The organism is Nocardia sp. NPDC050793 (assembly GCF_040654065.1).
Lineage (GTDB): Bacteria > Actinomycetota > Actinomycetes > Mycobacteriales > Mycobacteriaceae > Nocardia.
In genome coordinates this window covers 135,054-161,536 of sequence record NZ_JBFAHG010000007.1, presented here as the reverse complement: position 1 = coordinate 161,536, position 26,483 = coordinate 135,054, and the positions used below count along the sequence as shown (strand labels likewise).

At 68.3% G+C, this 26,483-nt stretch carries 23 protein-coding genes and 2 pseudogenes; 13 read left to right on the top strand and 12 right to left on the bottom strand.

Annotated features, from left to right (window positions below; genetic code table 11):
* Positions 1 to 45: 45 nt before the first annotated feature.
* Positions 46 to 3,234: a carboxyl transferase domain-containing protein gene (locus AB0H50_RS23860; protein WP_357456974.1), complete on the top strand. Its 3,189-nt coding sequence runs from the start codon at positions 46 to 48 to the stop codon at positions 3,232 to 3,234.
* A gap of 76 nt (positions 3,235 to 3,310) precedes the next feature.
* Positions 3,311 to 3,961, top strand: coding sequence for a pentapeptide repeat-containing protein (locus AB0H50_RS23855; protein WP_357456545.1), 651 nt, complete (start codon positions 3,311 to 3,313; stop codon positions 3,959 to 3,961).
* Positions 3,962 to 4,037: 76 nt separating this feature from the next.
* Here the strand turns inward: AB0H50_RS23855 and AB0H50_RS23850 are convergent, their stop codons facing one another.
* The gene (locus AB0H50_RS23850; protein ID WP_357456543.1) at positions 4,038 to 4,427 is read right to left on the bottom strand and encodes a hypothetical protein; all 390 of its coding nucleotides are present in this window, start codon (positions 4,425 to 4,427) and stop codon (positions 4,038 to 4,040) included.
* Between the two features lie 274 nt (positions 4,428 to 4,701).
* On the opposite strand from AB0H50_RS23850, the pseudogene AB0H50_RS23845 reads away from it, so the two are divergent.
* From AB0H50_RS23845 to AB0H50_RS23835, 3 genes and pseudogenes are all read left to right on the top strand, one after another.
* A pseudogene (locus tag AB0H50_RS23845) lies at positions 4,702 to 5,037 on the top strand (transglycosylase family protein); the annotation flags it as partial.
* Between the two features lie 272 nt (positions 5,038 to 5,309).
* Positions 5,310 to 7,091: an ABC transporter ATP-binding protein gene (locus AB0H50_RS23840; RefSeq protein ID WP_357456541.1), complete on the top strand. Its 1,782-nt coding sequence runs from the start codon at positions 5,310 to 5,312 to the stop codon at positions 7,089 to 7,091.
* Positions 7,092 to 7,293: 202 nt separating this feature from the next.
* Positions 7,294 to 8,046: pseudogene (locus tag AB0H50_RS23835) on the top strand (DUF4158 domain-containing protein); the annotation flags it as partial.
* Between the two features lie 43 nt (positions 8,047 to 8,089).
* On the opposite strand, the gene AB0H50_RS23830 reads toward AB0H50_RS23835, so the two are convergent.
* Complete coding sequence (locus AB0H50_RS23830) at positions 8,090 to 8,587, bottom strand: hypothetical protein (protein ID WP_357456539.1); 498 nt, start codon at positions 8,585 to 8,587, stop codon at positions 8,090 to 8,092.
* Positions 8,587 to 9,363 (bottom strand): metalloregulator ArsR/SmtB family transcription factor, encoded by a 777-nt coding sequence (locus AB0H50_RS23825; protein WP_357456972.1) that lies wholly within the window; start codon positions 9,361 to 9,363, stop codon positions 8,587 to 8,589. The genes AB0H50_RS23830 and AB0H50_RS23825 overlap by 1 nt, the downstream gene beginning before the upstream one ends.
* Before the next feature lie 28 nt (positions 9,364 to 9,391).
* Here AB0H50_RS23825 and AB0H50_RS23820 point away from each other — a divergent pair, with 28 nt between their 5' ends.
* Positions 9,392 to 10,111, top strand: coding sequence for a recombinase family protein (locus AB0H50_RS23820; RefSeq protein WP_357456538.1), 720 nt, complete (start codon positions 9,392 to 9,394; stop codon positions 10,109 to 10,111).
* A gap of 193 nt (positions 10,112 to 10,304) precedes the next feature.
* On the opposite strand, the gene AB0H50_RS23815 is transcribed toward AB0H50_RS23820, so the two are convergent.
* A complete protein-coding gene (locus AB0H50_RS23815; protein ID WP_357456536.1) occupies positions 10,305 to 11,186 on the bottom strand; it encodes a sigma-70 family RNA polymerase sigma factor in 882 nt (293 codons plus the stop codon).
* A gap of 303 nt (positions 11,187 to 11,489) precedes the next feature.
* Here AB0H50_RS23815 and AB0H50_RS23810 point away from each other — a divergent pair, with 303 nt between their 5' ends.
* Genes AB0H50_RS23810 through AB0H50_RS23800 form a run of 3 tightly spaced genes read left to right on the top strand, consistent with a single transcriptional unit; the run spans position 11,490 to position 13,689 of the window.
* The gene (locus AB0H50_RS23810) at positions 11,490 to 12,650 is read left to right on the top strand and encodes a serine hydrolase domain-containing protein (protein ID WP_357456535.1); all 1,161 of its coding nucleotides are present in this window, start codon (positions 11,490 to 11,492) and stop codon (positions 12,648 to 12,650) included.
* Between the two features lie 39 nt (positions 12,651 to 12,689).
* On the top strand, positions 12,690 to 13,133 hold the full coding sequence (locus AB0H50_RS23805; RefSeq protein ID WP_357456533.1) for a DoxX family protein: 444 nt from the start codon (positions 12,690 to 12,692) through the stop codon (positions 13,131 to 13,133).
* Positions 13,134 to 13,176: 43 nt separating this feature from the next.
* Positions 13,177 to 13,689: a carboxymuconolactone decarboxylase family protein gene (locus tag AB0H50_RS23800; RefSeq protein WP_357456531.1), complete on the top strand. Its 513-nt coding sequence runs from the start codon at positions 13,177 to 13,179 to the stop codon at positions 13,687 to 13,689.
* 78 nt (positions 13,690 to 13,767) lie between these two features.
* On the opposite strand, the gene AB0H50_RS23795 is transcribed toward AB0H50_RS23800, so the two are convergent.
* Genes AB0H50_RS23795 through AB0H50_RS23760 form a run of 8 tightly spaced genes read right to left on the bottom strand, consistent with a single transcriptional unit; the run spans position 13,768 to position 21,769 of the window.
* The gene (locus AB0H50_RS23795; RefSeq protein ID WP_357456529.1) at positions 13,768 to 14,799 is read right to left on the bottom strand and encodes an MlaD family protein; all 1,032 of its coding nucleotides are present in this window, start codon (positions 14,797 to 14,799) and stop codon (positions 13,768 to 13,770) included.
* On the bottom strand, positions 14,796 to 15,854 hold the full coding sequence (locus tag AB0H50_RS23790; RefSeq protein WP_357456527.1) for an MlaD family protein: 1,059 nt from the start codon (positions 15,852 to 15,854) through the stop codon (positions 14,796 to 14,798). Before AB0H50_RS23790 ends, AB0H50_RS23795 begins: the two co-directional genes overlap by 4 nt.
* Positions 15,851 to 16,948, bottom strand: coding sequence for an MlaD family protein (locus AB0H50_RS23785; RefSeq protein WP_357456525.1), 1,098 nt, complete (start codon positions 16,946 to 16,948; stop codon positions 15,851 to 15,853). Before AB0H50_RS23785 ends, AB0H50_RS23790 begins: the two co-directional genes overlap by 4 nt.
* 3 nt (positions 16,949 to 16,951) lie before the next feature.
* Positions 16,952 to 17,986, bottom strand: coding sequence for an MlaD family protein (locus AB0H50_RS23780; protein WP_357456523.1), 1,035 nt, complete (start codon positions 17,984 to 17,986; stop codon positions 16,952 to 16,954).
* The gene (locus AB0H50_RS23775; protein ID WP_357456521.1) at positions 17,974 to 18,996 is read right to left on the bottom strand and encodes an MCE family protein; all 1,023 of its coding nucleotides are present in this window, start codon (positions 18,994 to 18,996) and stop codon (positions 17,974 to 17,976) included. Before AB0H50_RS23775 ends, AB0H50_RS23780 begins: the two co-directional genes overlap by 13 nt.
* Positions 18,993 to 20,054 (bottom strand): mammalian cell entry protein, encoded by a 1,062-nt coding sequence (locus AB0H50_RS23770; RefSeq protein ID WP_357456520.1) that lies wholly within the window; start codon positions 20,052 to 20,054, stop codon positions 18,993 to 18,995. The genes AB0H50_RS23775 and AB0H50_RS23770 overlap by 4 nt, the downstream gene beginning before the upstream one ends.
* Positions 20,055 to 20,058: 4 nt before the next feature.
* The gene (locus AB0H50_RS23765) at positions 20,059 to 20,925 is read right to left on the bottom strand and encodes an ABC transporter permease (protein ID WP_357456519.1); all 867 of its coding nucleotides are present in this window, start codon (positions 20,923 to 20,925) and stop codon (positions 20,059 to 20,061) included.
* Position 20,926: 1 nt separating this feature from the next.
* Positions 20,927 to 21,769: an ABC transporter permease gene (locus AB0H50_RS23760; RefSeq protein ID WP_357456517.1), complete on the bottom strand. Its 843-nt coding sequence runs from the start codon at positions 21,767 to 21,769 to the stop codon at positions 20,927 to 20,929.
* 358 nt (positions 21,770 to 22,127) lie between these two features.
* On the opposite strand from AB0H50_RS23760, the gene AB0H50_RS23755 reads away from it, so the two are divergent.
* The 4 genes from AB0H50_RS23755 to AB0H50_RS23740 all read left to right on the top strand — a co-directional run bounded on the left by AB0H50_RS23755 (position 22,128) and on the right by AB0H50_RS23740 (position 26,399).
* Positions 22,128 to 22,739: a helix-turn-helix domain-containing protein gene (locus AB0H50_RS23755; RefSeq protein ID WP_357456515.1), complete on the top strand. Its 612-nt coding sequence runs from the start codon at positions 22,128 to 22,130 to the stop codon at positions 22,737 to 22,739.
* A complete protein-coding gene (locus AB0H50_RS23750; protein WP_357456513.1) occupies positions 22,723 to 23,403 on the top strand; it encodes a TetR/AcrR family transcriptional regulator in 681 nt (226 codons plus the stop codon). Before AB0H50_RS23755 ends, AB0H50_RS23750 begins: the two co-directional genes overlap by 17 nt.
* Positions 23,404 to 23,575: 172 nt before the next feature.
* Positions 23,576 to 24,436 (top strand): SDR family oxidoreductase, encoded by an 861-nt coding sequence (locus AB0H50_RS23745; RefSeq protein WP_357456510.1) that lies wholly within the window; start codon positions 23,576 to 23,578, stop codon positions 24,434 to 24,436.
* Between the two features lie 67 nt (positions 24,437 to 24,503).
* Complete coding sequence (locus tag AB0H50_RS23740) at positions 24,504 to 26,399, top strand: CocE/NonD family hydrolase (protein ID WP_357456507.1); 1,896 nt, start codon at positions 24,504 to 24,506, stop codon at positions 26,397 to 26,399.
* Positions 26,400 to 26,483 lie beyond the last annotated feature (84 nt).

Here is a 26,483-nt window from a genome sequence, read left to right as displayed (position 1 = left end):
ACATGGTCATTGACGTTGACGTCAATGTCAACGACACTGGGCGGCATGCATGTCGTCGTGGCGAACAGAGGAGAAATCGCGGTCCGCGTCCTGCGGACCGCCCGCGAGCGCGGATATCGCACGCTAGCGGTCTACACCGCCGACGAACGCGAGGCCATGCACGTCCGCCTAGCCGACGACGCCGTGGAACTGAACGGACACGGTGCCGCCGCCTACCTCGACGTGCCGGGTATCGTCGCCGCCGCGCGCAAGGCGGAGTCCGGCGCGCTGGTCCACCCCGGCTACGGATTCCTCAGCGAGAGCGCGGATTTGGCGGCCGCATGCGCCGTGGCGGACGTGGTGTTCGTCGGCCCGTCGCCGGAGGCGTTGCGCACCTTCGGCGACAAGACCGCCGCGCGCGCCGCGGCCGAACGCGCAGGCGTGCGCGTCCTGCCCGCCACGCGGGCGGGCTCCGGCGTGGACGAGATCGCCGAGTTGCTTGCCCGCTACCCGGAAGGCGTCATGGTCAAGGCGGCGGCCGGTGGCGGCGGCCGCGGCATGCGCGTGGTGCGCGACCCCGCCGAACTGCCCGCCGCCTACGAGTACTGCCGGGCCGAGGCGCGGGCGGGATTCGGCGACGACACTCTCTACGCGGAGGCGCTGGTGCCCGCGGCCAGGCACATCGAGGTGCAGGTCGTCGCGGACGGCGCCGTGGCGGCGGCGCTCGGCGATCGCGATTGCAGTGTGCAGCGCCGCCACCAGAAGCTGATCGAGATCGCGCCCGCGCCATGGCTCGACGCCGCCGTGCGCGAGCAACTGCACGCCGATGCCGTCGCGCTGGCCGAATCGGTGCGCTGTCGCGGCGTGATCACCGTCGAATTCCTCGTCAGCGGTACGCACTACTGGTTTCTCGAGGTGAATCCGCGACTTCAGGTGGAGCACACCGTGACCGAGGAGGTCACCGGAGCCGACCTCGTCGCGCTCCAGTTCGATCTGGCGCGTGGCGCCTCGCTCGCCGAACTCGACCTGCCCGACCCCGCGCCGCGCGGCTACGCGATCCAGGCCCGGGTGAACGCCGAAATCGTCACGGCCGCAGGCGAAGTGCTGCCCGCCTCCGGCACGGTGACGCGGTTCGCCGCGCCGACCGGCGTCGGTGTGCGCGTCGACACCGGCCTGTACGCGGGACTGCGGCACGGCGTGCACTTCGATTCGCTGCTGGCGAAGGTGATCGCGCGCGCCGGGTCGTATCCGGCCGCGCTGCGGCGCTGCGCGGACGCGCTGGCCGAGACCGTCGTCGCCGGGGTGGACACCAACGCGACCGTGTTGCGCGCGGTGCTCGACGAGCTCGCCGACAGTGGCGCGGTCACCACCTCGTGGTTCGAGCAGAACGCCGCCGAATTCGCCGCGCGCGCAGCCGATCTCGCCACCGCGCTGCCCGCGGTCGCTGCCGATGCCGTGGCCGTGGCCGCGCGCGAGCCGGACCCGCTGCTCGACGGCGAGATCGCGCTGCGCACGCCGATGGGCGGCACGGTGGTGAGCCTGGTCGAAGCGGGTTCGGTGGTCGCCCCTGGCGGCGAAGTGGCCGTGCTGGAAGCCATGAAGATGCAGCACGTGCTGCGCGCCGAACAGCCGCTGCGCGTGCTGCGGCACCTCGTCGCGCCCGGCGACAACGTCGACCCGCACACCGCACTGCTGGTCTGGGCCGCGACCGAGCACGACGGCGCATCCGCCGATGTCGCCGCCGTTGACCTGGACGCGATCCGCGCCGATCTCGCCGAGGTTCACGAGCGGCATCGCATCGGCATGGACTCGGCCCGGCCCGAAGCCGTCGCCAAACGCCACCGTCTCGGCCGCCGCACCGCTCGCGAGAACATCGCCGATCTGGTCGACGCGGACAGCTTCGTCGAATACGGAGCGCTGGCGGTCGCCGCGCAACGGTCGCGCCGCAGCCAGGAGGACCTCATCGCCAACACACCGGCGGACGGCCTGATCACCGGCGTGGCGACGATCAACGCCGGCCGCTTCGGCGCGGACGCGGCCCGCGCCGCCGTTCTCTCCTACGACTACACGGTGCTCGCGGGCACCCAGGGTATGCGCAACCACGTCAAGACCGACCGCATGCTGGAACTGGCGTACGAACAACGACTTCCGGTGCTGTTCTTCACCGAAGGCGGCGGCGGCCGTCCCGGCGACACCGATTACGCGGGCATCTCGGGCCTCGACGTCACGACCTTCCGCGCCATGGGCGCGCTGTCCGGCCGGGTGCCGCTGATCGGCATCGTCTCCGGCCGCTGCTTCGCGGGCAACGCCGCCCTGCTCGGCATGTGCGATGTCGTGATCGCCACGCCCGATGCGAACATCGGTATGGGCGGGCCCGCCATGATCGAAGGCGGCGGCCTCGGCGTCTACGCGCCGGAGGACATCGGGCCGATCGAGGTGCAGCGCCGCAACGGCGTGGTGCACCTGGTCGCGGCCGACGAAGCCGAAGCGGTCGACCTCGCGCGCCGCTACCTGGGCTATTTCCAAGGCGACGAGACCGAATGGACGGCCCCCGACGCACGGCTCGCGCGCCACGTGGTTCCCGAGAATCGCTTGCGCGCCTTCGACATCCGCGCCGCCATCGCCGCGATCGCCGACGTCGGGTCGGTGCTGGAGCTGCGCAGGGACTGGGGTGTCGGCATCGTCACCGCACTGGTGCGTGTCGAGGGGCGGCCGTTCGGCCTGATCGCCAACGATTGCCACCACCTCGGCGGCGCCATCGACGCGCCCGCCGCCGACAAGCTGGCCATGTTCCTCCGGCTCTGCGACGCGCACGGGCTGCCGATCGTATCGCTCTGCGACACACCGGGTTTCATGGTCGGGCCGGAGGCGGAGACGCACGCGACGGTGACCAAGTTCAGTCACCTGTTCATCGACGCAGCCGCGCTGTCGGTGCCGTGGGGCACGGTGATCCTGCGCAAGGGGTACGGCCTCGGCGCGCAAGCCATGGCCGCAGGCTCGTTCCGCGCGCCGCGATTCGTGATCGCCTGGCCGACCGGCGAGATCGGCGGCATGGGCCTGGAGGGCGCGGTGCGCCTCGGCTTCGCCAAGGAGCTGGCCGCCATCGCGGACCCCGATGAGCGGCAGACAGCCTTCGACAACCTCGTGCGGCTCGCCTACGCCAACGGCAAGGCGCTCACGGCGGCGACCGTGCTGGAGCTCGACGACGTCATCGATCCCGCCGACACCCGCCGCTGGCTGCGCATGTTGCGCTGACCTGGCCCGCCGCCGGTTGTCGGTAGGTCCTGGTAGACAGGACCGACTGTTGTCGACCGAGTTGGGGAGGTGGGGTGTGGCACGTGAGCTGACGGATCTGCCGTTCGCGCGGTACCTGACGCCGTTGGAGGAGGAGCCGGAGCGCGAGGGCGATTACGACTGCGTCCACGTCGACGATCGGCAACTCGAACACCTCGCGGCCGAGCACGTGCGCTTCGCCGAGTCCGCGTTGAGCTCACTCACCGTCACCCGAGGCAGCTTTCGCTACGGCCGGTTCGTCGACGTGTGGTTGCGTGCCGTCGCGTTCGTCGGCACGGAGCTCGCCGATACCTCTTGGCAGGACGCCGAATTCGTCGAGGGCGCACTGTCCGGCGTGGACGCCGGCGGCGCGGTGCTGCGGCGGGTCCGATTCGAGGGCTGTAAGTTCGACTCGGTCAACTTCCGTGGCGCGAAGCTGCGCGAGGTCTCCTTCGTCGACTGCGTGCTCCGGCACACCGATTTCGGCGACGCGGAACTGAATACCGTGAGCTTCCCCGGATCGGACCTCACCGACCTCTCGCTGAACAAGACCAGGATGCGCAAGGTCGACTTGCGCGGCGCCACCCGAATCGGCGTCGCCGAAGGCTTGGACGGCCTGCGCGGCGCGACCATCACACCATTGCAGTTGATGGACCTGGCGCCGAGTTTCGCGAGCATGCTCGGCATCATCGTCGCCGACGAGTCCTGACAGCAGCCACCGACCTCGTGGGTCGCCTGCCGCCCTCCGTGCGGCTCGGCGGCCGGTTCGAACAGCACGATCGCAGCTACTCTCCCCGCCAAGGCAAGCCATGGAACGCGAATACAGCCTTGCCCTGCTCCAACACACTCACGACCATCTCGGCCGGCGCCGGAGCGAAGATGTCCACCACCTCGAGCTCCGCACCACGGCGATCATGGTCGAGAACGTATGCCCGCCGACCATTTTCGAACTGCCGCAACATGCCCGACGGCCACACATCCGGCCGAGCGCCCTGACAACACAACAGCCGGCCCCGCTCCTCCAGATACTCGCGGACAGCGAGCAGGCGGCTCAGGTAGTCATCGTCAACCGACCCGAACGCGCCCCGCCCCACCAACTCCACCCGCGTCACCGGCGGCTCACCCAGACGAAGCACCACCGGCCAGAGCACACCGGCGGAATCAACCGCCGTCAAGTTCACAACCTCCGACATCCAACTCCCATCATCGGCATCACCGCGCGTGCACACCGCCATTCATCCGCTCGGTCGCCGCAGCTTTTCGACCGACCGACGGCCGCCACTAGGCTCACGGACGACATGGGTCTGTATTTCGATGTGGACACGATATCGAGGACTGTCACTTCAGCTCACCGCGCCCGGCACACACTCGAACGGCCGCAAAGATCCAGTGATCACCTTTCATGCTTGGACACCTGCAAAGGTTTGCTGACTCGAAAGGAACTGCGACATGAGCACTCTGGGCACCCAATTCAAGAAGATCGTCGCCACCAGCGCGATCATCGGCGGGGCCGGCATGGCATACGTTGGCCAAGCGTCCGCCGCTACCGATCAGGAATGGGACAGCCTCGCCGCGTGTGAGTCGGGTGGTGATTGGACTAGCAACACCGGCAACGGGTTTCAGGGCGGCCTGCAGTTCTCGCCGGGCACATGGGCTGCATATGGCGGTGCCGCGTATGGGCCGACTGCCGACAAAGCCACCCGTGAACAGCAGATCGCCGTCGCCGAGCGGGTACTCGCCGCTCGGGGCTGGGGCCCTTGGGCAGGTTGTTCGGCAGCGCTGGGGTTTTTCCCGTGAGGCAGCAGAGCTGTCCGGCGGGTACAACCACGCCATGACACTCTCGGATCGTTCCGGTCCTCGAGAAGACCGCTCGTAGCGGTGAACACCGCGCGGAGTAGTAGCCGCAGCCACGCCGGTCGCCGAGAACAGCGGCCACTCTGCAAGTGACAATCGGCAATACCGGACCAAGCTCGGGTCGGCGAATATTCGCTGGCTATAACCCGCCTGGATGCGGGATCATTGCTCACCTGTGTCGTTTGTTTCGGGACGGGGGGAGCATGAGTTCACGCGCAACGGCGGTCAAGTTGGTGCTGCGTTTCTATGGCCGGGAGATGGCCTTTCGCAAGGCCACAACGATTCCGGCGCTGCTGGCGCCGGCGCTCGGCAATATCTGCAACCTGTACATCGCACCGCTGATCGTTGCCATGATGGTCGGCCGGGTCGCGGCAACCGGGGATACGAGTTTCGGGGCTCTTGCTCCGTACATCTTCGCCTTCGGTGGCGCGCTGCTGGTCGCGGAGCTGCTGTGGCGCGTCGGGATTCACTGCCTGAACAGAGTCGATGCCTACGGTATCGAGCGCCTGTACGTGTTTGCCATGAACGAGCTGCTCGCCAAGGACGCGGCGTTCTTCCACAACAACTTCGCCGGTTCGCTGACGAAGCGCTCGCTCAGTTTCGCGACTCGGTTCGAACAGTTCGTGGACACCCTCGCCTTCGAGATCTTTGCGGCACTGGTGCCGCTGGTGTTCGCCTCGGTTGTGTTGTGGCGCTACAACCCCGCGTTGGTCGTCGTGTTGATGGGGATGATCGTGGTGACCGCGCTGATCATCATGCCTTTGATCCAGCGCCGCCAGAAGCTGGTGGACGACCGGGAGGCCGCTATTGCGCAGGTTTCCGGGCATGTGGCCGACAGCCTGGCCAATATGCAGGTGGTGCGCGCCTTCGCCGCCGAACCACAGGAGGCGGCCGAGCATCGGCGGCGGGTCGCTTCGTCGCGGCGAAAGTCGTTGCGCTCCTGGGACTACGCGAACCTGCGGATAGATACGCTGGTGGCGCCGCTGGTGGTGCTCACCAACGTGATCGGCCTCCTGATCGCGTTGGGTCTCAGCGGCGGGAATGCGGGGGTGGAGGCCATTGTGGTGGCATTCACCTACTACTTCAACGCCACCGGGATCATGTTCCGGTTCAACCAGATCTATCGGCGGCTGGAGACCGTGCTCACCGAGGCGGCGCAGTTCACCGAACTGCTGCTGGACCAGCCGAAGGTGCTCGATATCGAACATCCGGAACCACTGCGGCCCCGCGGCTTCGACGTGCGCTTCGAGAGAGTGAACTTCACTCATGCGGGTGCGCGGCAGCTGTTCCACGAGTTGGATCTGCACGTGCCCAGCGGCACCAAAGTAGGCCTGGTCGGACGATCCGGTGGTGGCAAGACCACCATCACCCAACTACTTCTGCGGTTGATGGACATCCAATCCGGGACCATACGCATCGGCGGGCAGGATATCGCCCGGCTGCGGCAGGCGGATCTGCGCAGTCTGATCGCCTACGTGCCGCAGGATCCGGCCATGTTCCACCGGACCCTGAGCGAGAACATCCGGTTCGCACGCCCGGAGGCCACGGAGGAGGAGATCCTGCGGGCCGCCAAGGCCGCGCACGTCACCGAGTTCGCGGACGCGCTGCCGCAGGGTATGGAAACGCTCATCGGCGAGCGCGGTGTGAAACTGTCCGGCGGCCAGCGTCAGCGGGTCGCGCTGGCTCGGGCCATCCTGCGGGACGCACCCATCCTGCTTCTGGACGAGGCCACCAGCGCCCTCGACTCGGAAAGCGAACTTCTTGTGCAGCAAGCGCTCTGGGAGTTGATGCAAGGGCGTACGGCGCTGGTCGTCGCGCACAGGCTGAGCACTGTGGCCGGAATGGACCGGCTGGTGGTGCTCGACCACGGGCGAATCGTCGAGGAGGGGACACACGAGGAGTTGCTCTCCGCGGAAGGAACATACGCGCACCTGTGGCGGTACCAGTCGGGTGGATTTCTCGGCGAGGACGCGGTCGCCCATTGATCGCAGTTCGCTGGAGTTTGGTCTCGCCGTAGGCCCCTTCGTTCGCGAATTAGGGGTTCTGGTAGTAATCGCCGAAAATCGGGCGGATATGGCGTAGCTGCCTGGTAGGGGCAGGTTTCGCACTCGTGCTGCGGGCTCGGGTTGTTGGTGCTTGGCTTGGCTGCTGATGAGGTTGATCGGCGCAGCTGGAGGTTGGGGTTTCGTGGCGACGCGGCTGTTCGCGGACGAGGAGTTGCAGCGTCTGCGCGAGTTCCCGGAGATCAGTCGGGAGGAGTTGTTCCGGTATTTCACGCTGACGCCAGCGGATTTGGCGTTCGTTGATCCGGGCCGCGGCCGGGGTCCGGCGGATCGGTTGGGCCTGTCGGTGACGCTGTGTGCCTTGCCTTGGCTGGGATTCGTGCCGGACACGGTGTCGGCGCCGCCGCCGGTGGCGGTGGCCCGGTTGGCGGAGCAGCTGAGGGTGGATCCGGCGGCGATCGGCTCGTATCGCAGACGCGCCAAGACCCGGACGGAGCATGTGCGGCTGGCGGCGCAATATCTCGGCTGGCGGCCGGCGGGTGGGCTGGAGTTGAAGGAGCTGGACGAGTTTCTGCTGGCGCGGGCGCTGGAGCACGACTCGCCGACGTTGTTGTTCCAGCTGGCATGTGAGTATCTGATCTCGGCGCGGGTGATCCGGCCGGGCCCGGTCACGGTGGTGGAGCGAGTCGCCCACGCCCGCAAGCAGGCTCAGTCCGAGACCTACGACCGGTTGGCGCATGAATTCACGCCGGAGCGGTGTGCGAAGTTGGATGCGCTACTGGCTATCGATGCCTCGATCGGGCCCTCGCGGTTGCGGTGGCTATCGACCGGTCCGGTGGAAGCATCGGCGAAAGCAGTGAAGGCCGAGGTCGACAAGCTCGGGTTTCTGCGCGGTCTGGGCGCGGACACCCTGGATATGTCGGTGTTGCCGGCGAAAGGCGCCGGAGCGAATGTCGCTCGCTCCGGCGCCCTTTCGTGTGTCAGACGGCGGCCTCCTCGGGCAGTAGGGCCAGCAGTTGCCGGGTGTGGTTGGGGATTTCGATGTCGGCCAGGCCCCCGAACAGTCCGCGCAGCGGCACGACCGCGTCGGTGAGCAGGGCGCCCGCGGAGAGCCCGAGGAGCGGGACGGGGCTGTCGAGTTCGGGATCTGACAGTGCGGGTCCGCCGAAGCCGCAGAGGATCTCGGCCTGACGGTGCAGGCGCTCACACAGGCCGGAGAACCCGCCCGCCCGCTCGGCCACGCGATCGATAGTCCAGGTGTCGAGGGCGTGGCGATTGTCGTAGGTGGTGTGTTCGCCCGCCGCGACCGCCGCCACCGCGGCGGTGGTGCCCGCGGTGACGAGACAGACGTGGGCCAGGATCCGATCGGCATTCCATTCACCCGGCGGGGGCGTCCGGAGGCGGGCCGAATCGGCCACGGTGACAGCGGCTTCCAGGAGCGAGTCGTAGGCCTCGCGCAATGCGGTGGTGTCCAACATCAGGCGTGTACCGTCGAGTCCATTTCCCACGGGGCCTGTGGGAGGACCTTGCCGGTTTCCAGCAGAGACTTGAGGTTGGCGATCACCGATGGCCAACCGCGCGAAATGCCTTGCAACATTTCCTCGTTCGGCAGATTCTCGTGGGTGACGGTGAGCCGGACGATGTCCCGGTGAGACTCGACCAGGAAGGTCACCACAGACGGCGAGCGGTCCTCCTCGGGGGAATCCTCGAAGGTGAGGACCAGCTTCGTCGGCGGTTCGGACTCGAGCACCTTGCCGACAACGTCGATCTTGCCGGAGCCGTCGGCGCGGCGGTGCTCCCAGGGCGAACCGGGCTGCCAGTCGGACACATTCTCGTGGAACCAGTACTGGGCGGTCAGGTCGGCGTCGGTCAGCGCCTTCCACACCTGTTCGGCGCTGGCGTGAATATAGGTGACGTAGACGTAGCTCGGCACGGTATCGGTCACGGCGTACTCCTCTGCCTGGTTCTTGATGGCGCGCAGGATATCCAGCCGGGGGCGGTCGAAGACGGAGATCCAGCGCTGTTCGATGTCGTGAATCGGTGTCGGATTGATGTAGTGCACCCGCTCGCGCCCGCGCCGCAGCACGGTCACCAGCCCGGCCCGCTCGAGAATGTCGAGATGCTGGGTCAACGACTGCCGGGCCATATCGACCCGCTCGCACAGCTCCCGCAGCGTCTGGCCGTTATGCTCCCGCAGCCGATCCAGCAGCTGTCGGCGGGTGCCGTCTGCCAGCGCCTTGAAAACCGCGTCCATCTCGGGTTCGGATTGCACGCCGGAAATTATGCAGGCATTTACCTGCATATGTCAACGGGCAGCACTGCGGCACCTCTCCTGGATCGAACTGCCGCGCCCGCTCACCGCCGGCACCGAACCGGCGGGGCATGCCCGGGTCGGGTACGCACGTGCCTCCACCAAGCGCCAGTCCCTCGATACCCAGCTCGACGCGCTCACCGCCGCGGGGGTGACGCGAGTCTTCGCCGAAAAGATCTCCACCCGCGCCACACGCCGCCCCGAACTCGACGCCGCGGTCGCGCTGTGCCGGGAGCTGCGGGCCTCCGGCGTGGCGGTCACCCTCGTCGTGCACGAGCACAAACGCCTCGGCCGCGCCCTGGACCTGGCCACCCTCGCCGAGCAGCTGAAAGCCTCAGAAATAGGCCTGCAATTCCTCACCGGCGAACTCCAAGGCAGCCACGACCCCGCCGGGGTCGTGTTCACCGTGCTTGCCGCGCTATCGGGCATGGAGCGCGAATACATCCGCGATCGGACCCTCGAGGGCCACGAATCCGCCCGCAGCCGCGGCAAAACCATCGGCGGCGCGAACGTCACCGACCCAGACATGCTCACCATGGCGATCCACCTGCGCGACCAGCAGCTCAGCCTGCGCGACATCGCGACCAGGCTCGTCATCACCACCGGCACGAAAAAAGGCCGCCACCCCTCACCCGCCACCGTCATGCGCATGCTCCGCGACCACGACGAACAACCGCCGCAAACCCGCTGAACCACCGAACCCCCGGCCATCACCGAGTTCCTGGACGCTGACCAGCGGCTACGCCATATCCGCCCGATTTTCGGCGATTACTACCGGAACCCCGAATAGCGACCCGCCGCGCGCGGCGGGGTCGCTGAGGTGTCCTGGACGAACACCAGCGGACCTGCCGGAGGTCGGGCAGCGGCGTCGCTTCGGGTCGGCTCTACCCGAGGACTGCGGTCAGGTCGAGGTGGGCGAGGCGGTCGTGGTCGGAGAGGATGTCGATAGCGATGATGCGGTTGTCGACAACAGCGAAGCTCATGATGGAGAACGGGGTGCCCGCGACAGTGTTGACCAGTCCGGCGCTGCCGTTGACGACTGCCGGGTGAATGGTGCACAGGGTGGCCATGCGCTGGAACGTTTCTGCTTGTCCGGCGACGGCAGCGGCGCCGCGGATCACGCGCATCGCCTCGCCGGCATCGGCGCGCAACACCACGTCGGGATCGAGCAAGCGCAGTAGTTCGTCGAAGTCGCCGCCGCGTGCGGCGGCGAGGAAGGCGTCGACGACGCGGCGTTGACGGGGCAGGTCCGGATCGGGGCCCGGTGACGCGCCCTGGACCCGGCGCCGCGCCTGACTGGCCAGTTTCTTGGCGGTCTGCGGAGTGCGGTCCACGATTGGTGCGATCTGCTCGTACGGCATGGCGAACATATCGTGCAGGACGAAGGCCAGCCGCTCGGCCGGGCTCAGCGATTCCAGCACCACCAGCAGCGCCAAGCCCACCGAATCGGCGAGCAGCGCTTCGTGTTCGGGATCGGGTGTGGTCTCGCTGATGATCACCGGGTCCGGCAGGTGGTCGGCTTCGAGGGGCTCCTCGTGGCGGCTCTTACGTGTGCGCAGCATGTCCAGGCAGACACGTCCGACGACGGTGGTCAGCCAGCCGCCGAGGTTGCCGACGTCGGTGGTGTCGGTCCGGGCCAGGCGTAGCCACGCCTCCTGTACCGCGTCGTCGGCTTCGGTGAGCGAGCCGAGCATCCGGTAGCCGACCGCCCGCAGGTGAGTGCGGTGCTCTTCGAACCGGTCGGCCAGGAACTGCTCATCGTGCACGGGGTCCTCCTTTATCTCGTCCCGTACCGATGACGAACCAGCGACGGCAAACGTGACCCTATGCCCTTTTCGCTGGCCCGTTTCCTTCGCCGGTCCGTCGTGCGCGCTGCCCCCGATCGCCAGAAGCGACCCGACGGTGCCGGAGATGGCGTTTCAGCGCTTCCAACTGCTGTTTTCCGGTTCGCAGTCACGCTTTCTCGCCGCGGTACGTCAGTGCACCAGAACAGGATCCGCAGCGCCCCCCGTGGTCCGGGCAGCTCCTGCCGCGTGGGCCGCTCAACTGCCGTCGAAGGGAACAACACAGTGAATGCGATCGAAGTACACGGCACCGTCGCCGACGGGTTCGAACAGGTGCGGGCCGAGTTCGCCGCCGTTGTCGCCGAGGAGGACGGGGAATCGGGTGCGCAGCTGGCCGCGTTCGTTCGCGGCCGTCAAGTGGTGGACCTATGGGCGGGCCCACAGGTCACCGCGACCACGCTGACCGGCCTGCACTCCTCGAGCAAAGGAGCCGCGGGCCTGGTGATGGCGCTGCTGATCCAGGACGGGGTGCTCGATATCGACCGGCCGGTCGCCCACTATTGGCCGCAGTTCGCCGCTGCTGGCAAGGAGCGCATCACGGTGCGCGACGTGCTGGTGCACCGGGCCGGGATCGTCGGCGTCGACGGTGGTTTCACTGTCGCCGAACTGGCTGATGAACAGGTCATCGCCGAACGGCTGGTGGGGCAGCGACCCTACTTCGCTCCGGGCACCGTGCACGGCTACGGCGGATTCGTCATGTACGCCATCCTCGGTCAGGTGGTCCGCGCGGTCACCGGCAGCACCGTCCAGGAGTTGTTCGAACAGCGGATCCGCGCCCCCTACGGCCTGGACGTGTACCTGGGCCTGCCCGAGGAACTGGATCACCGCTACCTGCCGATCCGGCCGTGGCTGGCTACGCCGGAGATGGAAGCCGGCTTCGCCGCGAACACACCGAGCCCGTACAGCATGGCCGGGATCTCCTACAACCTCAACGCACGCGGTTTCACCGCCGCCGACGTGATGGCGCTGCCCAACGACACGAAACTGCGCCGCCTCGGCCCGGGCTCGGCCGGCGGTGTCGGCAGCGCGCGCGGCCTGGCGCAAATGTATGCGGCGGCCGTCACCAGCGTCGACGGCCGGGCACCGCTGTTGTCCCTGGACACCATTGCCACCATATCCACGATCCATTCCAGCGGTGCGGATCTGGTGCGTGGAGACCGCGCACCGTACGCGCTGGGTTTCGAAGCCAAGAGCCTGCTGCATCCATTCCTCGGCGTCCACGCGTTCGGGCACACCGGCTCCGCAGGCTCGGACGGATTCGCAGACCCGCACATCGGCCTCACCTACGGCTACACCCGCCGCCGCGCCGCGTTCGCGTTCAACGCCCCCGAGAACGCACGACTGGCCGCCGTTGTGCATCGCGTCGCGATCGCCTCTGCCGCCTGACCCGCTACCGATCGACGAACTGTTCAGGAGCAACAGGATATGTCTACTCGCACCACCTCGATGATCCGCTCTCGCAGCCTGAAGCTCGCGCGCTGGGTTCCTGCGGCCGCCGTGCTGGCCGAAACTGCGGTCGGCGCCTACTGGGACCTCGCCCGGATCTCCTACGTCCGCGAGTCGTTCGACCACCTCGGCTACCCCATGTACTTCGCGACCATTCTGGGCGTCGCCAAGACCGCCGCGCTCGCCGCGATCCTCACCCCCGGCCACCCCCGCGCCAAGGAATGGGCCTACGCCGGGCTGGTCTTCGTCTACGGCGGCGCCGTCGCATCTCACCTGGCTGCCGGTGACGGCCCGGACAAGTGGGCGATGCCGCTGTTCTTCGCCGCCGCCACCTTCGCCGCCCGCGCCTGGCTGCCGCCGGGCACCTCCACCACCGACACGCTGCGCGTACTCGTCACCTGGCGCCGCCCCCAGACTGCCTGACCCCCACAGAGATTCACCTCGAGAGATAAGGAAAACCGCAACCATGCACGCGAACACCACCATCCAGCAGCGCAGCGGCTCCCGGCTGCCCAACCCGCAGCAACTTGTCCCCGAGCTCGCGGAGATCGGCGCGGCGCTGTTCAAGGCCACCGGCAACGGCTCGATCCCACGAGCCACGATCGGCCTGGTCCAACTGCGCGCCGGGCAGCTCGTCGGCAGCACCTACCTCGCCATCCTGCACGCGGGCAACCTGCGCACTGCCGGTGAATCCGAGGAACGGATCGCCGCGGTGGCGACCTGGCACGACGCCCCCTATTTCACCGAGGCCGAACGTACCGCGCTCGCCCTGGTCGAAGCCGTCCTGCAAGCAGCACCGCACGGTGAGCGGGTGCCCGACGCGCTCTACGCCCACGCCACCGAACACTACGACGACACAGCCCTGGCCACTCTCGCGATGGCTATCGGCCAGGTGAACTTCTTCGTCCCGCTGGCCCTCATCGGTCAACCGCTTCCCGGCCGGCCGCCGGCCGAACAGTGGACACCCGTGTCGGCCTGACAGTCCGTCCATCAGCTGCGGGGTCGAGGCGATCTTCCGCCTCGACTCACGGCGCCGCCGCCTGCGCAATGAGCGGATCTACCGGACGGTGATCTGCAATTGCAGCGCGCCGTCCGGTGTCGTGGCGTGCAGGGCCTGGGATATCAGGCTGCCGAGGTCGACCTTGCCGATCACCCCTGTGGCCAGCGCGAGCAGCGGCTGGACGACCGGAAACAGTTCGCGCAGTTCGGGTCCGAGCAGGTCGAGCTTCTGGGTGAGCGCGTCGAGGAACGGGAGCAGTCCGACCACGTCCTCGGTGTCGGTGAGGTAGTCGCCAGGGGTGTCGCCGATCCGCACGACGCGCGCGATCGCCGCGGCCACTTCGCTGACCCGCGGCCCGAAGTCCGCCCACGGGGTGGCCGCGGCGGCCAATTCCCCTCCGGCCCAAGTCATGTCGGTGGCCTGGGCCTGCATGTCCATCAGCAGCTTGCGGATCAGGTCGGTGCGGCTCAAAAGCGTGGCGGCCAGCAGATCGGAGGCCCTGGACAGTTGGGGGATCACCGCCTCGGCGCCCGCGAGGCCGGTGCTGAAGTTCTCGATGATGGCGGCCACCGTCGCCGGATCCACCTGTTCCAGCAGCTGGGTCGCGGTGCGGGCGACCTCGGGAATCGACACCGGACGTTGCACCGAGGCGGCCGCCAGCCGGTCACCGTCGCGCAGGTACGGCCCCTCCGCGGCCGTCGGCCGGAACTCCAGGTAGGGCTCGCCGAGCGCGGAGAGCGCCTCGATGCGCACCGAACTGTTCGCGGGCACACGGTATTCGGCGTCGAAGCGGAAGGCGACCTCGATGCCATCGCGGAGGTGGGTCACCGCGGTGATCTGCCCGATCTGGACGCCGGAGAGCAGGACCTTGGAGCGTGGCAGCAGTCCGCCGGAATCGGGGATCGTCATGGTTGCCTCGGTGTGTTCGGTGAACCAGCCGACCCGGACCACGCCGAAGCTCAGATATCCCACGCCGATCAGCAGGATCGCCGCGATCGCGCCCAGCGACGCGAGCGGCCCGAGCCGCCGCAGCACCTCGTCGCTCGTGGGCGTCGAAGGGGCATAGCCGGGTTCGGCGGCCACGTTCATCGCACGACTCCGATCATCCTGAGGGTGGCGATGATCTGCTCCACCTGCTCGTCGGTGGCGACGGGCGTCGCGGCCTCGTCCACCGCCACCGCGCCGATGTTCAGCTTCGGACCGCGCTCGACGAACGGAATGATCTCGTCCCGGACCAGCGATACGACCCGGTTCAGATTCGACGGCGCGGTCAGATCCAGCGGCTGATCCGCGAACAGCAAGGGCACCAAGGCTTTCGCGGCCGCATCGCTCGCCTCGAGCAGCGGGCCGAGCCAGGCGATCGCGTGCCCGACGATGCCGAGCCCGCCGACGACGCCGAGCGTGAGCACCAGCGATTTCGCGTCGGCAGGGATCTCGACCGCACCGCGCTCGCTGAGCAGCGCGTCCAGTTCACGCGGATTGTCCAGCGCGGCAGCGAGATTCCGCTGGATGGTGTCCAGGAACCGGTCCACCACCGCCATGTCGGCGGCCACGTCGGACACGTCGCGGCCGACGACCTCGAAGATCCGCCTGGTCTCGGCGGGCCGGTCGGGCAGGGTCGCGTTGACCCGATTGACGATGTCCTGCATTTGCTGCATCGCGCCGCCGCCGACGAAGGTGGACATGCCTGCCAGCAGATCCTCGACCTGGAGCGCGGGACGGGTGCGCGCCAGCGGGATGGTCCCGCCCGGCGGGATGGTGCGGTCGAAATCGCCCGTTGGCGTGGTGAGGCCGATGTAGATGTCGCCGAGAATGGTGTTCTGACGTAGCTGGACGGTGGTGCTGACCGGCAACCGCACCCCCGCGGCGATCTCGACGACGGCCTCCACCCGGCCGGGCTGCTCGGGCGTCGGATCCACCACGCTCACCTCGCGCAGACTGCCGATCTGCGCGCCGTTGGCCACCACCTTCGCCCGCGCGGGCAGGTTCAGCGCGTTGGCCAGCTCGATCCGCACCTGATAGGTCGGCCCGGACACCGTCGCGCCCGGCACGGGAATCTGGGCGGGATCGAACCCGCATCCCGACAGCAGCAGTCCCACCACCATCGGGACGAGCGCGGCGCGCCGGACAGATCGCGCGGTCATCGGGCACCTACCGTTCCGAGCACCAGGGACACGAGATTCACGTCGGCGAAACCGTTTTCGGCTCCGTCGCAGTGGCCGGGCAACACCGCGTTCAGCGCGGCGCAGACCTGGTCGGCCTGCTCGCGGGGCAGTCCGACCTTCGGCGCGGCGTAGGTCAGCTGAGGCCTGCCGGTCACCGGGTCGATCACCTCCTCGAAGAACTGCACGATCGGCGGGATCATCTCCACCAGCTGCCGCAGCGTCGCGACGTTCGCCGAGAGCAGCCGCAGGCCGGGCAGCGCACCGTCCAGCGCGCCGAGGATCGGCCTGCCGTACTCGCGGGCGATGCTGTTCAGCCACGGCAGGATCACCAGCAGCGAGTCGATCAGCTGCACCACACGGTCCCAGAGCTCGTTGATGAAGGCGATGCCCTCGCTCGCCTGAAGCAGCACGATCGTGATGTCGTCCCAGTCCATCGAGATGCTCGACATCAGCCTGCCGTAGGAATCGAGCAGACCCCCGATGTGTCCGATGGCCGCGTCGGGCGCGCGCAGCGCGTCGCCGAGGTCGGTGATCAGTTTGTCGATCGCAGGCCCGGTGCCGGAGGTCGCGGCTTCGAAAGCGACGACGCTGTCGCGAATCCTGGTCTGCTCGCCCGGATTTCCGCCGCCGGTGAGCTGACCCGCGAGCTGGGAGAAGCCCTGGAGCGTCTGACTGATGCTCTTCGGTGTGAAGGTCTTCGTGATGCACGCCGATCGGTCCCACGGCGCGGCGCCCGGCTCGCCGAGGACCGCGAGGTTGCGATCGGCGACGAGGGTGTCGGAGACCGTGGTCGCGGTGACCTCCCCGCGCAGCACCCGCTCCGCATGCACCTCGAAGTCCACCCGGACCCCCGTGCCCTCGGGACGCACCGAGTTCACCGTACCGATCGGAATGCCAAGGGCTGTCACGTGATTGCCCGGATAAAGGCCGACGGCGTCGGGCATCATGGCGCAGTAGGCGACCGTCTTCTTCACGGGGTCGAACACCACAAGGTAAGCGACCGCGGCGACCGCCGCGAGCACCAGCGCGCCGAGCACGGTCACGAAACCCTGGGATCGCACGATGCGTTCCATCGCTCAGCACTCCCATCCCGGCAGCGGAATACACACAGGCGCGGTGAGCGCCGACTGATCGATGACGACCCCGTCCTCGGAAGCGGTCATCGCCACGAGTCGCTCGCGCAGTTGCTTCCATTGCGGGATGGCCGCATCCAATTGCGCGGCAAGCTGTTCCAGCTGCGGCAGCAACTCGCGCAGCTTTCCGGCCAGCGGCGCGAGCACCTCACGCCAGGACGGCTCTACGGCCGCGATTCTGGACAGCAGCGAGGCGGCGATGGTCAGCGCCGATTCGATCTCGGCGCGTTTGCCGAGGCCGACGGTCATCAGGGTGCCGATTTCGCGGACGAACGTGCCGATCAGCGACTTGTTCACGTCGATGGTGCGTAGGTACTCGTCCATCACCGTGAGCGCGCGCGAGACCTCGAGATTCTGCCTGCGCAGGATGTCGACGAACGACTGCATGGCGCCGCCCATCTGGCGCAGCGCGTCGGGGCTGGTGTCGAGAGATTGCTGGAGGGCGGCCAGATTCTGGCGCAGCGTCTCGCCGTCGACCTCGGACACGGGCGCGGCGGCGTCCTGCAGAATGCGGACCAGGCTGTAGGGGAGCCGGATCCGGTCGGGTTGGATCGGTCGCGAGCCGAGAGCGCGGTCGCCCGAGGGGAACACCGCGACGTAATGGCCGCCGACCGCGGTCAGCATGCGGATCTCCAGGCTGGTCGTGTCACCGAGGAACACATCACGGTCCACGGTGAAGGTCATCCGGACCTTCGTCTCGCCCAGCTCGAGCGCCGTCACCGAGCCGACGGTGATGCCCGCCAGGCGCACCTGGTCGCCGACCTTCACCGAGTTCGCCTCCACCAGGTCGGCGGTGTAGCTCGCCTTCCCGAGCGGGACCAGATAGATCACCGCCGTGGCCAGCAGCAGCGCGGCGACGAACAACCCGCCGAGGATGCCGAGCCGGAATTCCCTCGCGTTCTTCGCCGCCTGATGCCGGTCGTGCGAAAATCCGTGCGGCGCGAGACGATTCAGCAGGCCTTGCGTCATCCGTTGCATATCGCGATCCTCTGTCCGGCGACCAGCACCGAAAGCACCTGGGGGAGTTGGACCGAACCCCTGGAACAGCTCATCGGCACCGGCCCCGCCGCGCCGGGCGGGGGCGGCAGCACGTTGCTGAGCGCTTGGAGCAGACCGGGGAGCCTGCCGAGCAGCTCCAGCGCGGCCTCCGGGTCCGGGAACAGCAGCCGCAGGTCCGTCATCAGGTCCGGATTGGCGCGTTCGGTGAATCCGAGGGTTTCCATCAGGCGGTTCAGCGGTCCCATCGCCGACGGGGCCGCGGCGGCGAAGTCGAGCAACCCGTCCAGCTTCACGCGGAACGCGCTGAACACCTCGGCGATGCCTTCCATCAGGGTGACAAGATGCGGTGAGCGCCCGCCGATCTGCGTGGAGATCGCGTGCAGGTTGGCCACGATGGTCGCGATCACCGCCTGGCGATCGGAGGTATAGCGACTGAGTTTCTCGATCGCGTCCAGCGCGGGGCCGATGCCGGAGCCGTTGCCCTCGATCACCGCGAGCACGCTTTCGGTGAACTGGTTGAGCGCGCCGGGGGAGAACTCGGCGATCACCGGCTGCAACCCGTTGAACAGCTGGGTGATGTCGAACGAGGGCACCGTGCTCGCCACCCCGAACGCCCCGCCGGGCCGCAGCGGGGTGCCGGGCCGATCCGGTTGCCGCACATCGACATACCGCTGGCCGGTCAGGGACTGGTAGCGGATGGCGAGGATGCTGGCGTCGTACACCGGACGGTCGCGCTGAACGGTGAAGGTCACCCGCGCGTTGTTGCCCGCCCGCTCGATCTCGGCGACCTTGCCGACCGAGACGCCGAACATCCGGACGTCGTCGCCGGTCTTCAGTCCGCTCACGTCGGTGAATTCGGCGGTGTAGGAACCGGTCTCGCCGTCCACCGGCCGGGTGATCACCTGCACGATGACGACGAGCAGCACGAGCATCGCGACGGCGAACAGTCCGAGTCGCCACATCACCGCTCGGATCGGCAGGGTCGTCATCGCGCACCTCCCGAACCGTTCAGCGTCGCGAAGCCGGACGCTCCGAGCAGCGGCACCGCGAGCCCGGGCATACCGCGCAGGACCACGGCCACGTTCAAGGCGGGACCGTCGGGGGTGTCGGAGAACATGCGGTTCAACCGATCGATCAGTTCTGTCACCTCGGCGCGCGAGCGGCCGGGCGCCGGCACGGTGGCGGCGAGTGCGGCGACGAGCGGTGTCAGTTCTGTTGTGTAAGGGGACAATTGCCGGTTGGCGGCGTCGCCGAGCGCGCCGATCGACGGCAGCGCACCATCGACGACCATGGTGATGGTGGCGTCGTAGCGCGGGCGGTCGTGCAGGAAGATCTCTATATTCATGACCGCGTGCAGCAGCCGGAAGGTCGCCGAGGCGAAATCACCTACGCCGCCGAAGAACGCCGCGTACTGGTCGATCAGGTACGGCGCGGGGTAGCGCTGGGTGTCGGCCACCGTGCGGCTCAGCGTGATGATCGCCTCCCAGAGCGGGGCGAACGAGCTCATCTCGCTGTTGACCGTGGCGAGCAGTTCCGACAGCTGCGGGGTGAGCACCTCGGTGGAGGTCGCGGTGAGCGCGCGCAGCAGGCTGCCCATGGTCACGTCGGTGACCTTGTCGGCGTGCGCGCCCGCGAGATCGACCAACCCGCCCTCGGAGAGCGGTGCGCCGCCCGCGGCGGCCCGCAGCGTGAGGGCGCTGATGCCGAACAGGTTCTCCGGCGCGTAGTCCACGGTGAGCGCGTCGGTGAGGCCCGCCGTCTGCGTCTTGTCGAGATCCAGCGTGAGCAGCTGGCGTCCCTCGCCGACAGCGGCGATCTCGGTGATCTCGCCGACGGTCACGCCGTCGTAGCGCACGCGCGTGCCCTCGATGACACCTTCGCCGATCTGCTCGGTGCGCAGCTGGACCTGGAAGCGGTCCGGCGGCCGGTCGTCGAGTCCGGCGCGCCAGGTGAGTCCCGCCACGACCGTCAGCGCCAGCGCGGCCGCGCCGAGGGCACGGGAACCGCGCCTGCTCATCGGCACGCCGGGTAGTCCGTAGTTCGGCATGGGCTCACCCCGGGAATTCGATGGCGGAGTTGATGCCCCAGAGCATGATGGTGAGCACCATGTCGAGGGCGATGATGGCGACGAAGCTGGCCCGCACCGCGCGACCGGACGCGATGCCGACGCCCTCGGGCCCGCCGGAGGCGAAAAAGCCGTAGTAGCAATGGATCAGGATGACGGTGACGCCGAACACCAGGATCTTGATCACCGCGGCCAGCACGTCGTAGCCGCTGGTGAACTGGAAGAAGTAGTGGTTGTACACGCCGCCCGCCTGACCGTGCAGCAGGACGATCACCGCGGAACAGGCCAGATAGCTCAGGATCAGCGCGATCAGGAAGGTCGGCACGATCGCGACGGCGCCCGCGATGACCCGCGTGGTGACCACGAAAGGCACCGAACGCAATCCGAGGGATTCGATGGCATCGATCTCCTCGGAGATGCGCATCGAGCCGATCTCCGCGGTCATCCGGCAGCCCGCCTGCGCGGCGAAGCCGATCGCCGCCGCGATCGGTGCCAGTTCCCTGGTGTTGGCGAAGGCCGACACCACGCCGGTGACCGGCCCGAGGCCGATCAGGTCCAGCGCGGCGAAGGACTGGATGCCGACGCCCGCGCCCATCGCGACGCCGAGCACCACCAGCATCGGCACGGTGCCGCCGCCGACGATGACCGACCCGCGCCCCCAGGTCATGTCGGTGATGGTGCGCATCGTCTGGGCGCGGTAGCGGCGCAGCGTGAGCGGGATCGCCCACAGCGCCTGAAAGACGAAGCCGAGCAGGAAACCGGTGGTCTCGACCGGGGCGAGAATCCGGCCGCGGTCGCGGACGGCGCGATACGCCCAGGCGAGGCCTTTGGGTGCGTAGGGAGTCGCGGTCATCTCAGGCCACCCGCAACGGCAGGAACATCGTCACGATCTGGGTGATCACCAGGTTCACCACGATGATCGACGCCACCGAGATCACCACGGCGGCGTTGACGCCGTCGGCGACGCCGCGCGGACCGCCCGTGGCCTCCAGCCCGCGCTGACAGGCGATGATCACCACCAGGAAGCCGAACAACATGGCCTTGGCCAGCGAGATCCACACATCGGCGACGACCGCGAAGGAGCCGAACGTTGCCCAGTAGCTGCCCGGCGTCACGTTCTGCGCGCTGATCGCCACCGCGTAACCGGACACCACGCCGACGAAGATGATGAGCACGTTCAGCAGGGGCGCGACGAACAGCATCGCCGCCACCCGGGGGATGACGAGCCGGTGCACGGGACTGATTCCCATGGTGCGCAACGCGTCGATCTCCTCGCGCACGGTCCGCGCGCCGAGGTCGGCGGCGATAGCAGAGGCGCCCGCCCCGCCGAGCAGCAATCCGGTCGCGATCGGCGCGCCCTGCTGGATCACGCCGAGGCCGCCCGCCGCGCCGATCATCGAGTCGGCGCCGAGTTGGTGGATCAGGTTGCCCACCTGCACCGAGACCACCACACCGAACGGCACCGCCATCAGCACCGCGGGCAGAGCCGTCACGGTCACCAGATACCAGGCCTGGCGCAGCATCTCCTGCCATTGGAACCGCAGGCCGATCAGATCGGAGACCGCGCCGCGCACCGACTCGATGCCGAGATCGACCGCACGGCCGAAGGTGCGCACGCTGGAAACCGCTGTGGCGCCGACATTTTCCCGAGCGATCCGGATCGCGCCCCCGTCGTCGACCGGTGTCGACTCCTTCATCGTTCCTCCCTGCATCCCCCGTTGCGCACGCGCCGATCCGCCTCGGCGCGGGTCGCCGACACCCGACGCTTCTGGGTAGCCCGATGTCGCGATTGCCTATGACTGTCAGCACTTCTACCGATCGGAAGTAGTCTGCGTCACACTCGAATACAACGACGTCAATTTACCTCCGTGGCACCGGCGACACCGTAGGATTCAACGAAACTGATTGCCTCCGTGGACAAACCGAACGGCGGCGAGGTCGCATTCCAGCGTGACACGCCCCGGTGGACCCCCGGCTGCGTACACTGTTTCAAGCGGGTGACCAGTTCGCTGGGGGAGTGCTGACGCTCGACGACCGACCACGATGGAGGCGAAGGTGTCAGCGCGACGCGACCAGATCCTCGACGCGGCACGCGATCTCATTCTCCGCGAGGGCTACGCCCAGACGAGCATGCACGCGGTCGCCCGAGCCGCGGGCCTGACCAGGCCCGCGCTCTATGCCGAATTCGGTGACCGGGACGGACTTTTCACCGCCCTGCTGGACCGGGAGGAAGAACGCGCGCTCGCCATGGCGACCGCGACCATCCCCGAAATACGGCCGGGAGCCGATCCCGCCGAGGTCGCGGCCGAGGCCACGGACCTGTTCCTGGACGTGGTGCTCGCCGCACCGGACACGTGGCGTTTCGTGCTGATGCGAGACCGGGCGCTGCCGCCGGTGGCACACGAAAGGGTGGCGCGGGGCCGAGCGGTGTTGCGCGAGCGCTCCGAAGCCATGATCCGCCTGATCGCCGCCATGGGCGAGCGGGAGGTGGACGCCGAACTCGTCAGCTACACCGCCATCAGCACGAGCGAGACCGCCGCCCGCCTGGTGCTCGCCGAAGGGGGTGCGCAGCGCCGCGAGGCGGTCGCCGCGACCTTACGCTGGATGGCGCGCCGGGCGGTGGCCGCCGCGGGCATCGTGGAGGTGGCCGGTGGCGCGGGCCGGTAGCGACGCCGCCCGGCCGCGCCGCAGATACGCCAAGCGCCTGCAGCCCGCAGATCGGCGAGAACAGTTGCTCGACACGGCATTACGCATCCTCGCCACATCCGGATTCGCGGACGTCACGATCGCCGCGGTAGCCGAGCGCGGCGGGGTGACCCGGCCGGTGGTGTACGACCTGTACGCCAACCGCGACGACCTGCTCCGCGATCTCATCGCGCGCGAGACCGCCCGCATGATCGCCGCCACCTCGTCCGTGGCCGAGCGCGACACCGCGCCAACCGATCCCAAGGCGGCTCTGCTCGCTGGACTGACCCGCTTTCTGAGCGATCTCCGATCCGTCCCCGACAGCTGGCGGCTGGTGTACTACCCGATCGACGGTGTACCCGTCGCGTTGCGCCCGCCGATCGAGCGGGCGCGCGACGAGCTCCGCGCGCCGCTGCGACGGCTGCTCGGCGACTGGCTGGACAGCAGACCCGCCGACGAGCACACCGACGAAGTGGACCTCGACGTCTTCGTCGAGATCGTGCAGGGCGCAGTCCAAACCGTGGCCCGCCAGATGCTGGCCGACCCACACCGCTTCGACGTGGACCGAATCCTGCGCGTCGTCGACCTGCTGCTCTACGAAAATCCTCGAGCGGAAGGGCCTTCAGAGGGTCGCGGTCAGTTGTAGGTGGTGAGGCAGAAGGGGTGGCCTGCGGGGCGTACGTTCCGCGTCGACCGGGTAGCCGACACTCACCCGACGCCCATTTCGACCCCGCGCGCCCCGCATCGAACGATTCCGTCTGGGACACATCGCGGCCGATTGATAGACAACCATGTTCACCGACCCTTATGGTCTAGCCATGACGAAGTTCGACGGCAAGAGTTGCCTGATCACCGGTGCGGCCAGCGGCCTCGGCCGAGACACCGCCCGTGCGGTCGCGGCGAAGGGCGCGTCATTGATCCTCACCGACATCGATGACGCGGGCCTGCAACGCACCGCGGGTGAGTTGCGCGACGCCGGCGCCACCGTGCACTTGGCCGAGGCGCTGGACGTCAGCGATCACGCCGCGGTCGCCGCGCTGGCTGCGAAGGCGCACGACGCGATCGGCAGCGTCGACATCGTGATGAACGTGGCGGGCATCGCCACCTGGGGGACCGTCGACCGGCTCACCCATGACCAGTGGCGGCGGACCATCGATATCGACCTGATGGGACCGATCCACGTCATCGAGGAGTTCCTGCCGCCGATGATCGACGCGGGACGCGGTGGGCACCTGGTCAACGTGTCCTCGGCCGCCGGCCTGTTCGGTCTGCCGTGGCACGCGCCGTACAGCGCAAGCAAATTCGGGCTGCGCGGCGTCTCGGAGGTGCTGCGCTTCGACCTGCGCAGGCATCGGATCGGCGTCAGCCTGGTGTGTCCTGGCGCGATGTCGACGCCGATGGTCAACCGGGTGGACATCGCCGGCGTCGACCGCGACGCCGAAGCGGTGCAAGCGGGACTGAAGCTGTTCCTGCGGCACGCCGTCACGCCTGAACGGGCCGCGAAAACCATTGTGCGAGGGGTGGAGCGGAACCGGTATCTGATCTACACCTCGCACGACATCCGGATCGGGCACTGGGCCCAGCGCTATTTCCCGCCCTCCTACAACCTCGCCATGCGCGGTCTGAACTGGGCGATGCAGCGGTATGTCGACAAGCCGGGCGTGCTGCGCGCACCATAGGCCCCACTTTCGCCTTCCCTCCCGCCGTGCCCAATCATTTCGCCACGAACCTCGGAGAGGATTCGCCATGGTCGAGCCGCTGATCGGCGCCACCGGCACACCGCCGGACGCACGCTTCGACATCGGGCCGGTGCGCTATCCGAAACTGCACGGGTCCGCGACGGTTCCGATCCCGATGTCGGACGGCGCGGTGCTCAGCGCCGACGTCCTGCGTCCCGGCGACCGGTCGGGGCCGACCGCCGAACCGCTCCCTGCGCTGATCAACTTCACCGCCTACAACACGATGCTCAACCGGCACGGCATGCGGGCGAATCGGGCGCTGCGCGCGCTGACCCGGCGCATCGCACCGTCCGATCGCGACAGGATGACCGCACGGGATGTGCTGCGGACCCCGGCCGGCGGGGTCATGGAACCGTTCGCGATCAACCGCACCGCCGTGTCGCGCGGGTACGTGGGGTTGATGGTCGACGTGCGCGGCACCGGAAGTTCCACCGGCACCTGGGACTTCTTCGGCCCTCGCGAACAGCGCGACTACCTCGAGGTGCTCGAGTGGGTACGCGCACAGCCATGGTGCGACGGGCGCGTCGCGCTGACGGGGCTGTCCTACGGCGCGATCTCGGCGCTCATCACGGCGGGCCTGCGCCCGGAGGGCCTCACGGCGGTGTTCGCCATCGAGGCGGGAGAGAACCCGGTCCGCGAACTCGGGCTCACCGGCGGAGTCCCCACCCCGGGCATGATCGCGTGGATCCTGTTCGTGCACGGAGCCGGTCGCATTCCCGCGCTGCCCGGCCTGGTCCGCAACGGACAGCTGGGCAACTATCTGCGCGATCGCGTCACCGCGAGCTCGGACTGGGTGCGCAAGGCGCTGCGGATCGCCCTCGACATCGGCCACCCCGACGGCTACCTCAATCCGGAATGGGCGGCCCGGCTGGCCCATTTCGAGGAGATCGACGTGCCCACCTGGATCCACGGCGGCTGGCACGACGTCTACAACCGCTCGAATTTCCGCATCTACGACCGCATTCCCGTCGCGCCGGGAGCCAAGCAGGTGCTGGTGGACGACTCCTACCACCTCACGCCCGGCTCGGGGTTCGGCGATCCGGGCAACCCGCAGGCGCTCGACGAACTCCAATGCGCGTTCTTCGACCGCTGGGTCAAGGGCATCGACAACGGTATCGACGAGTACGGACCGGTCACCTTGCGCAGGCAGGGCGACGGGCGGTGGGTGCAGCGCGCCGAGTTCCCCGACCCCGCGACGCGCGTTCACAGGCTCTACCTGACCGACGTGCCGAGCGGCACCGCGGGGCACGCCGCACTCGACGGTGGATTGTCCTCCGCGCCAACGGATGCCGAACTCCCGCTGCCGGTGCCGACCGGCCGGGTCAGCGCGGCCTCCAACAACACCGCGGTGATGACGATGGGCGTCGCGCTGCTGTTCGGCGACCGATTCGGCAACGACGACCGGCGCAGCGAGGCCACCGCGCTCACCTTCACCAGCGCGCCGTTCACCACCGACACCGTGCTCTCCGGTCCGATGAATCTGCACCTGGTCGCGGCGGCCGACGGCGCCGACGCCTTCTGGTCGGTCATCGTGTGCGACGTGCGGCCCGACGGTGCGTCGGTGCCGCTCACCCGCGGCGCCCTGCTTTCCACGCTGCGCGCGATCGATTCCGCCGACAGTTACTACGCCGAGGGCGAACTGCTGTTCGCCATGCACCCCATGACCGCCGATTCCGCGCAACCGCTCGAACCGGGCCGCCCCTTCGAGATCGACATCGAGATCAACCCCACCGAGGCCCTGCTCCGCGCCGGGCACCGGCTGCGAGTATCGGTGAGCCGCACCAGTTCTCCGCGCCACCTGATTCCGCCGTGGAAGCAGCGGCAGATCGCGGGACAACGCATTCTGCTGCGTCCCGGCAGTCCGAGTTATCTGAGTTTCCGCGCGCTCGGCGGCGACAACTGAGATCCACCGGAGGCGTCCGCTCGGCGATCGTTGCTGTGCGATCGCGAGACCGGAAAAGCAAGGGGGAGCGCAACGCAGCGGCCT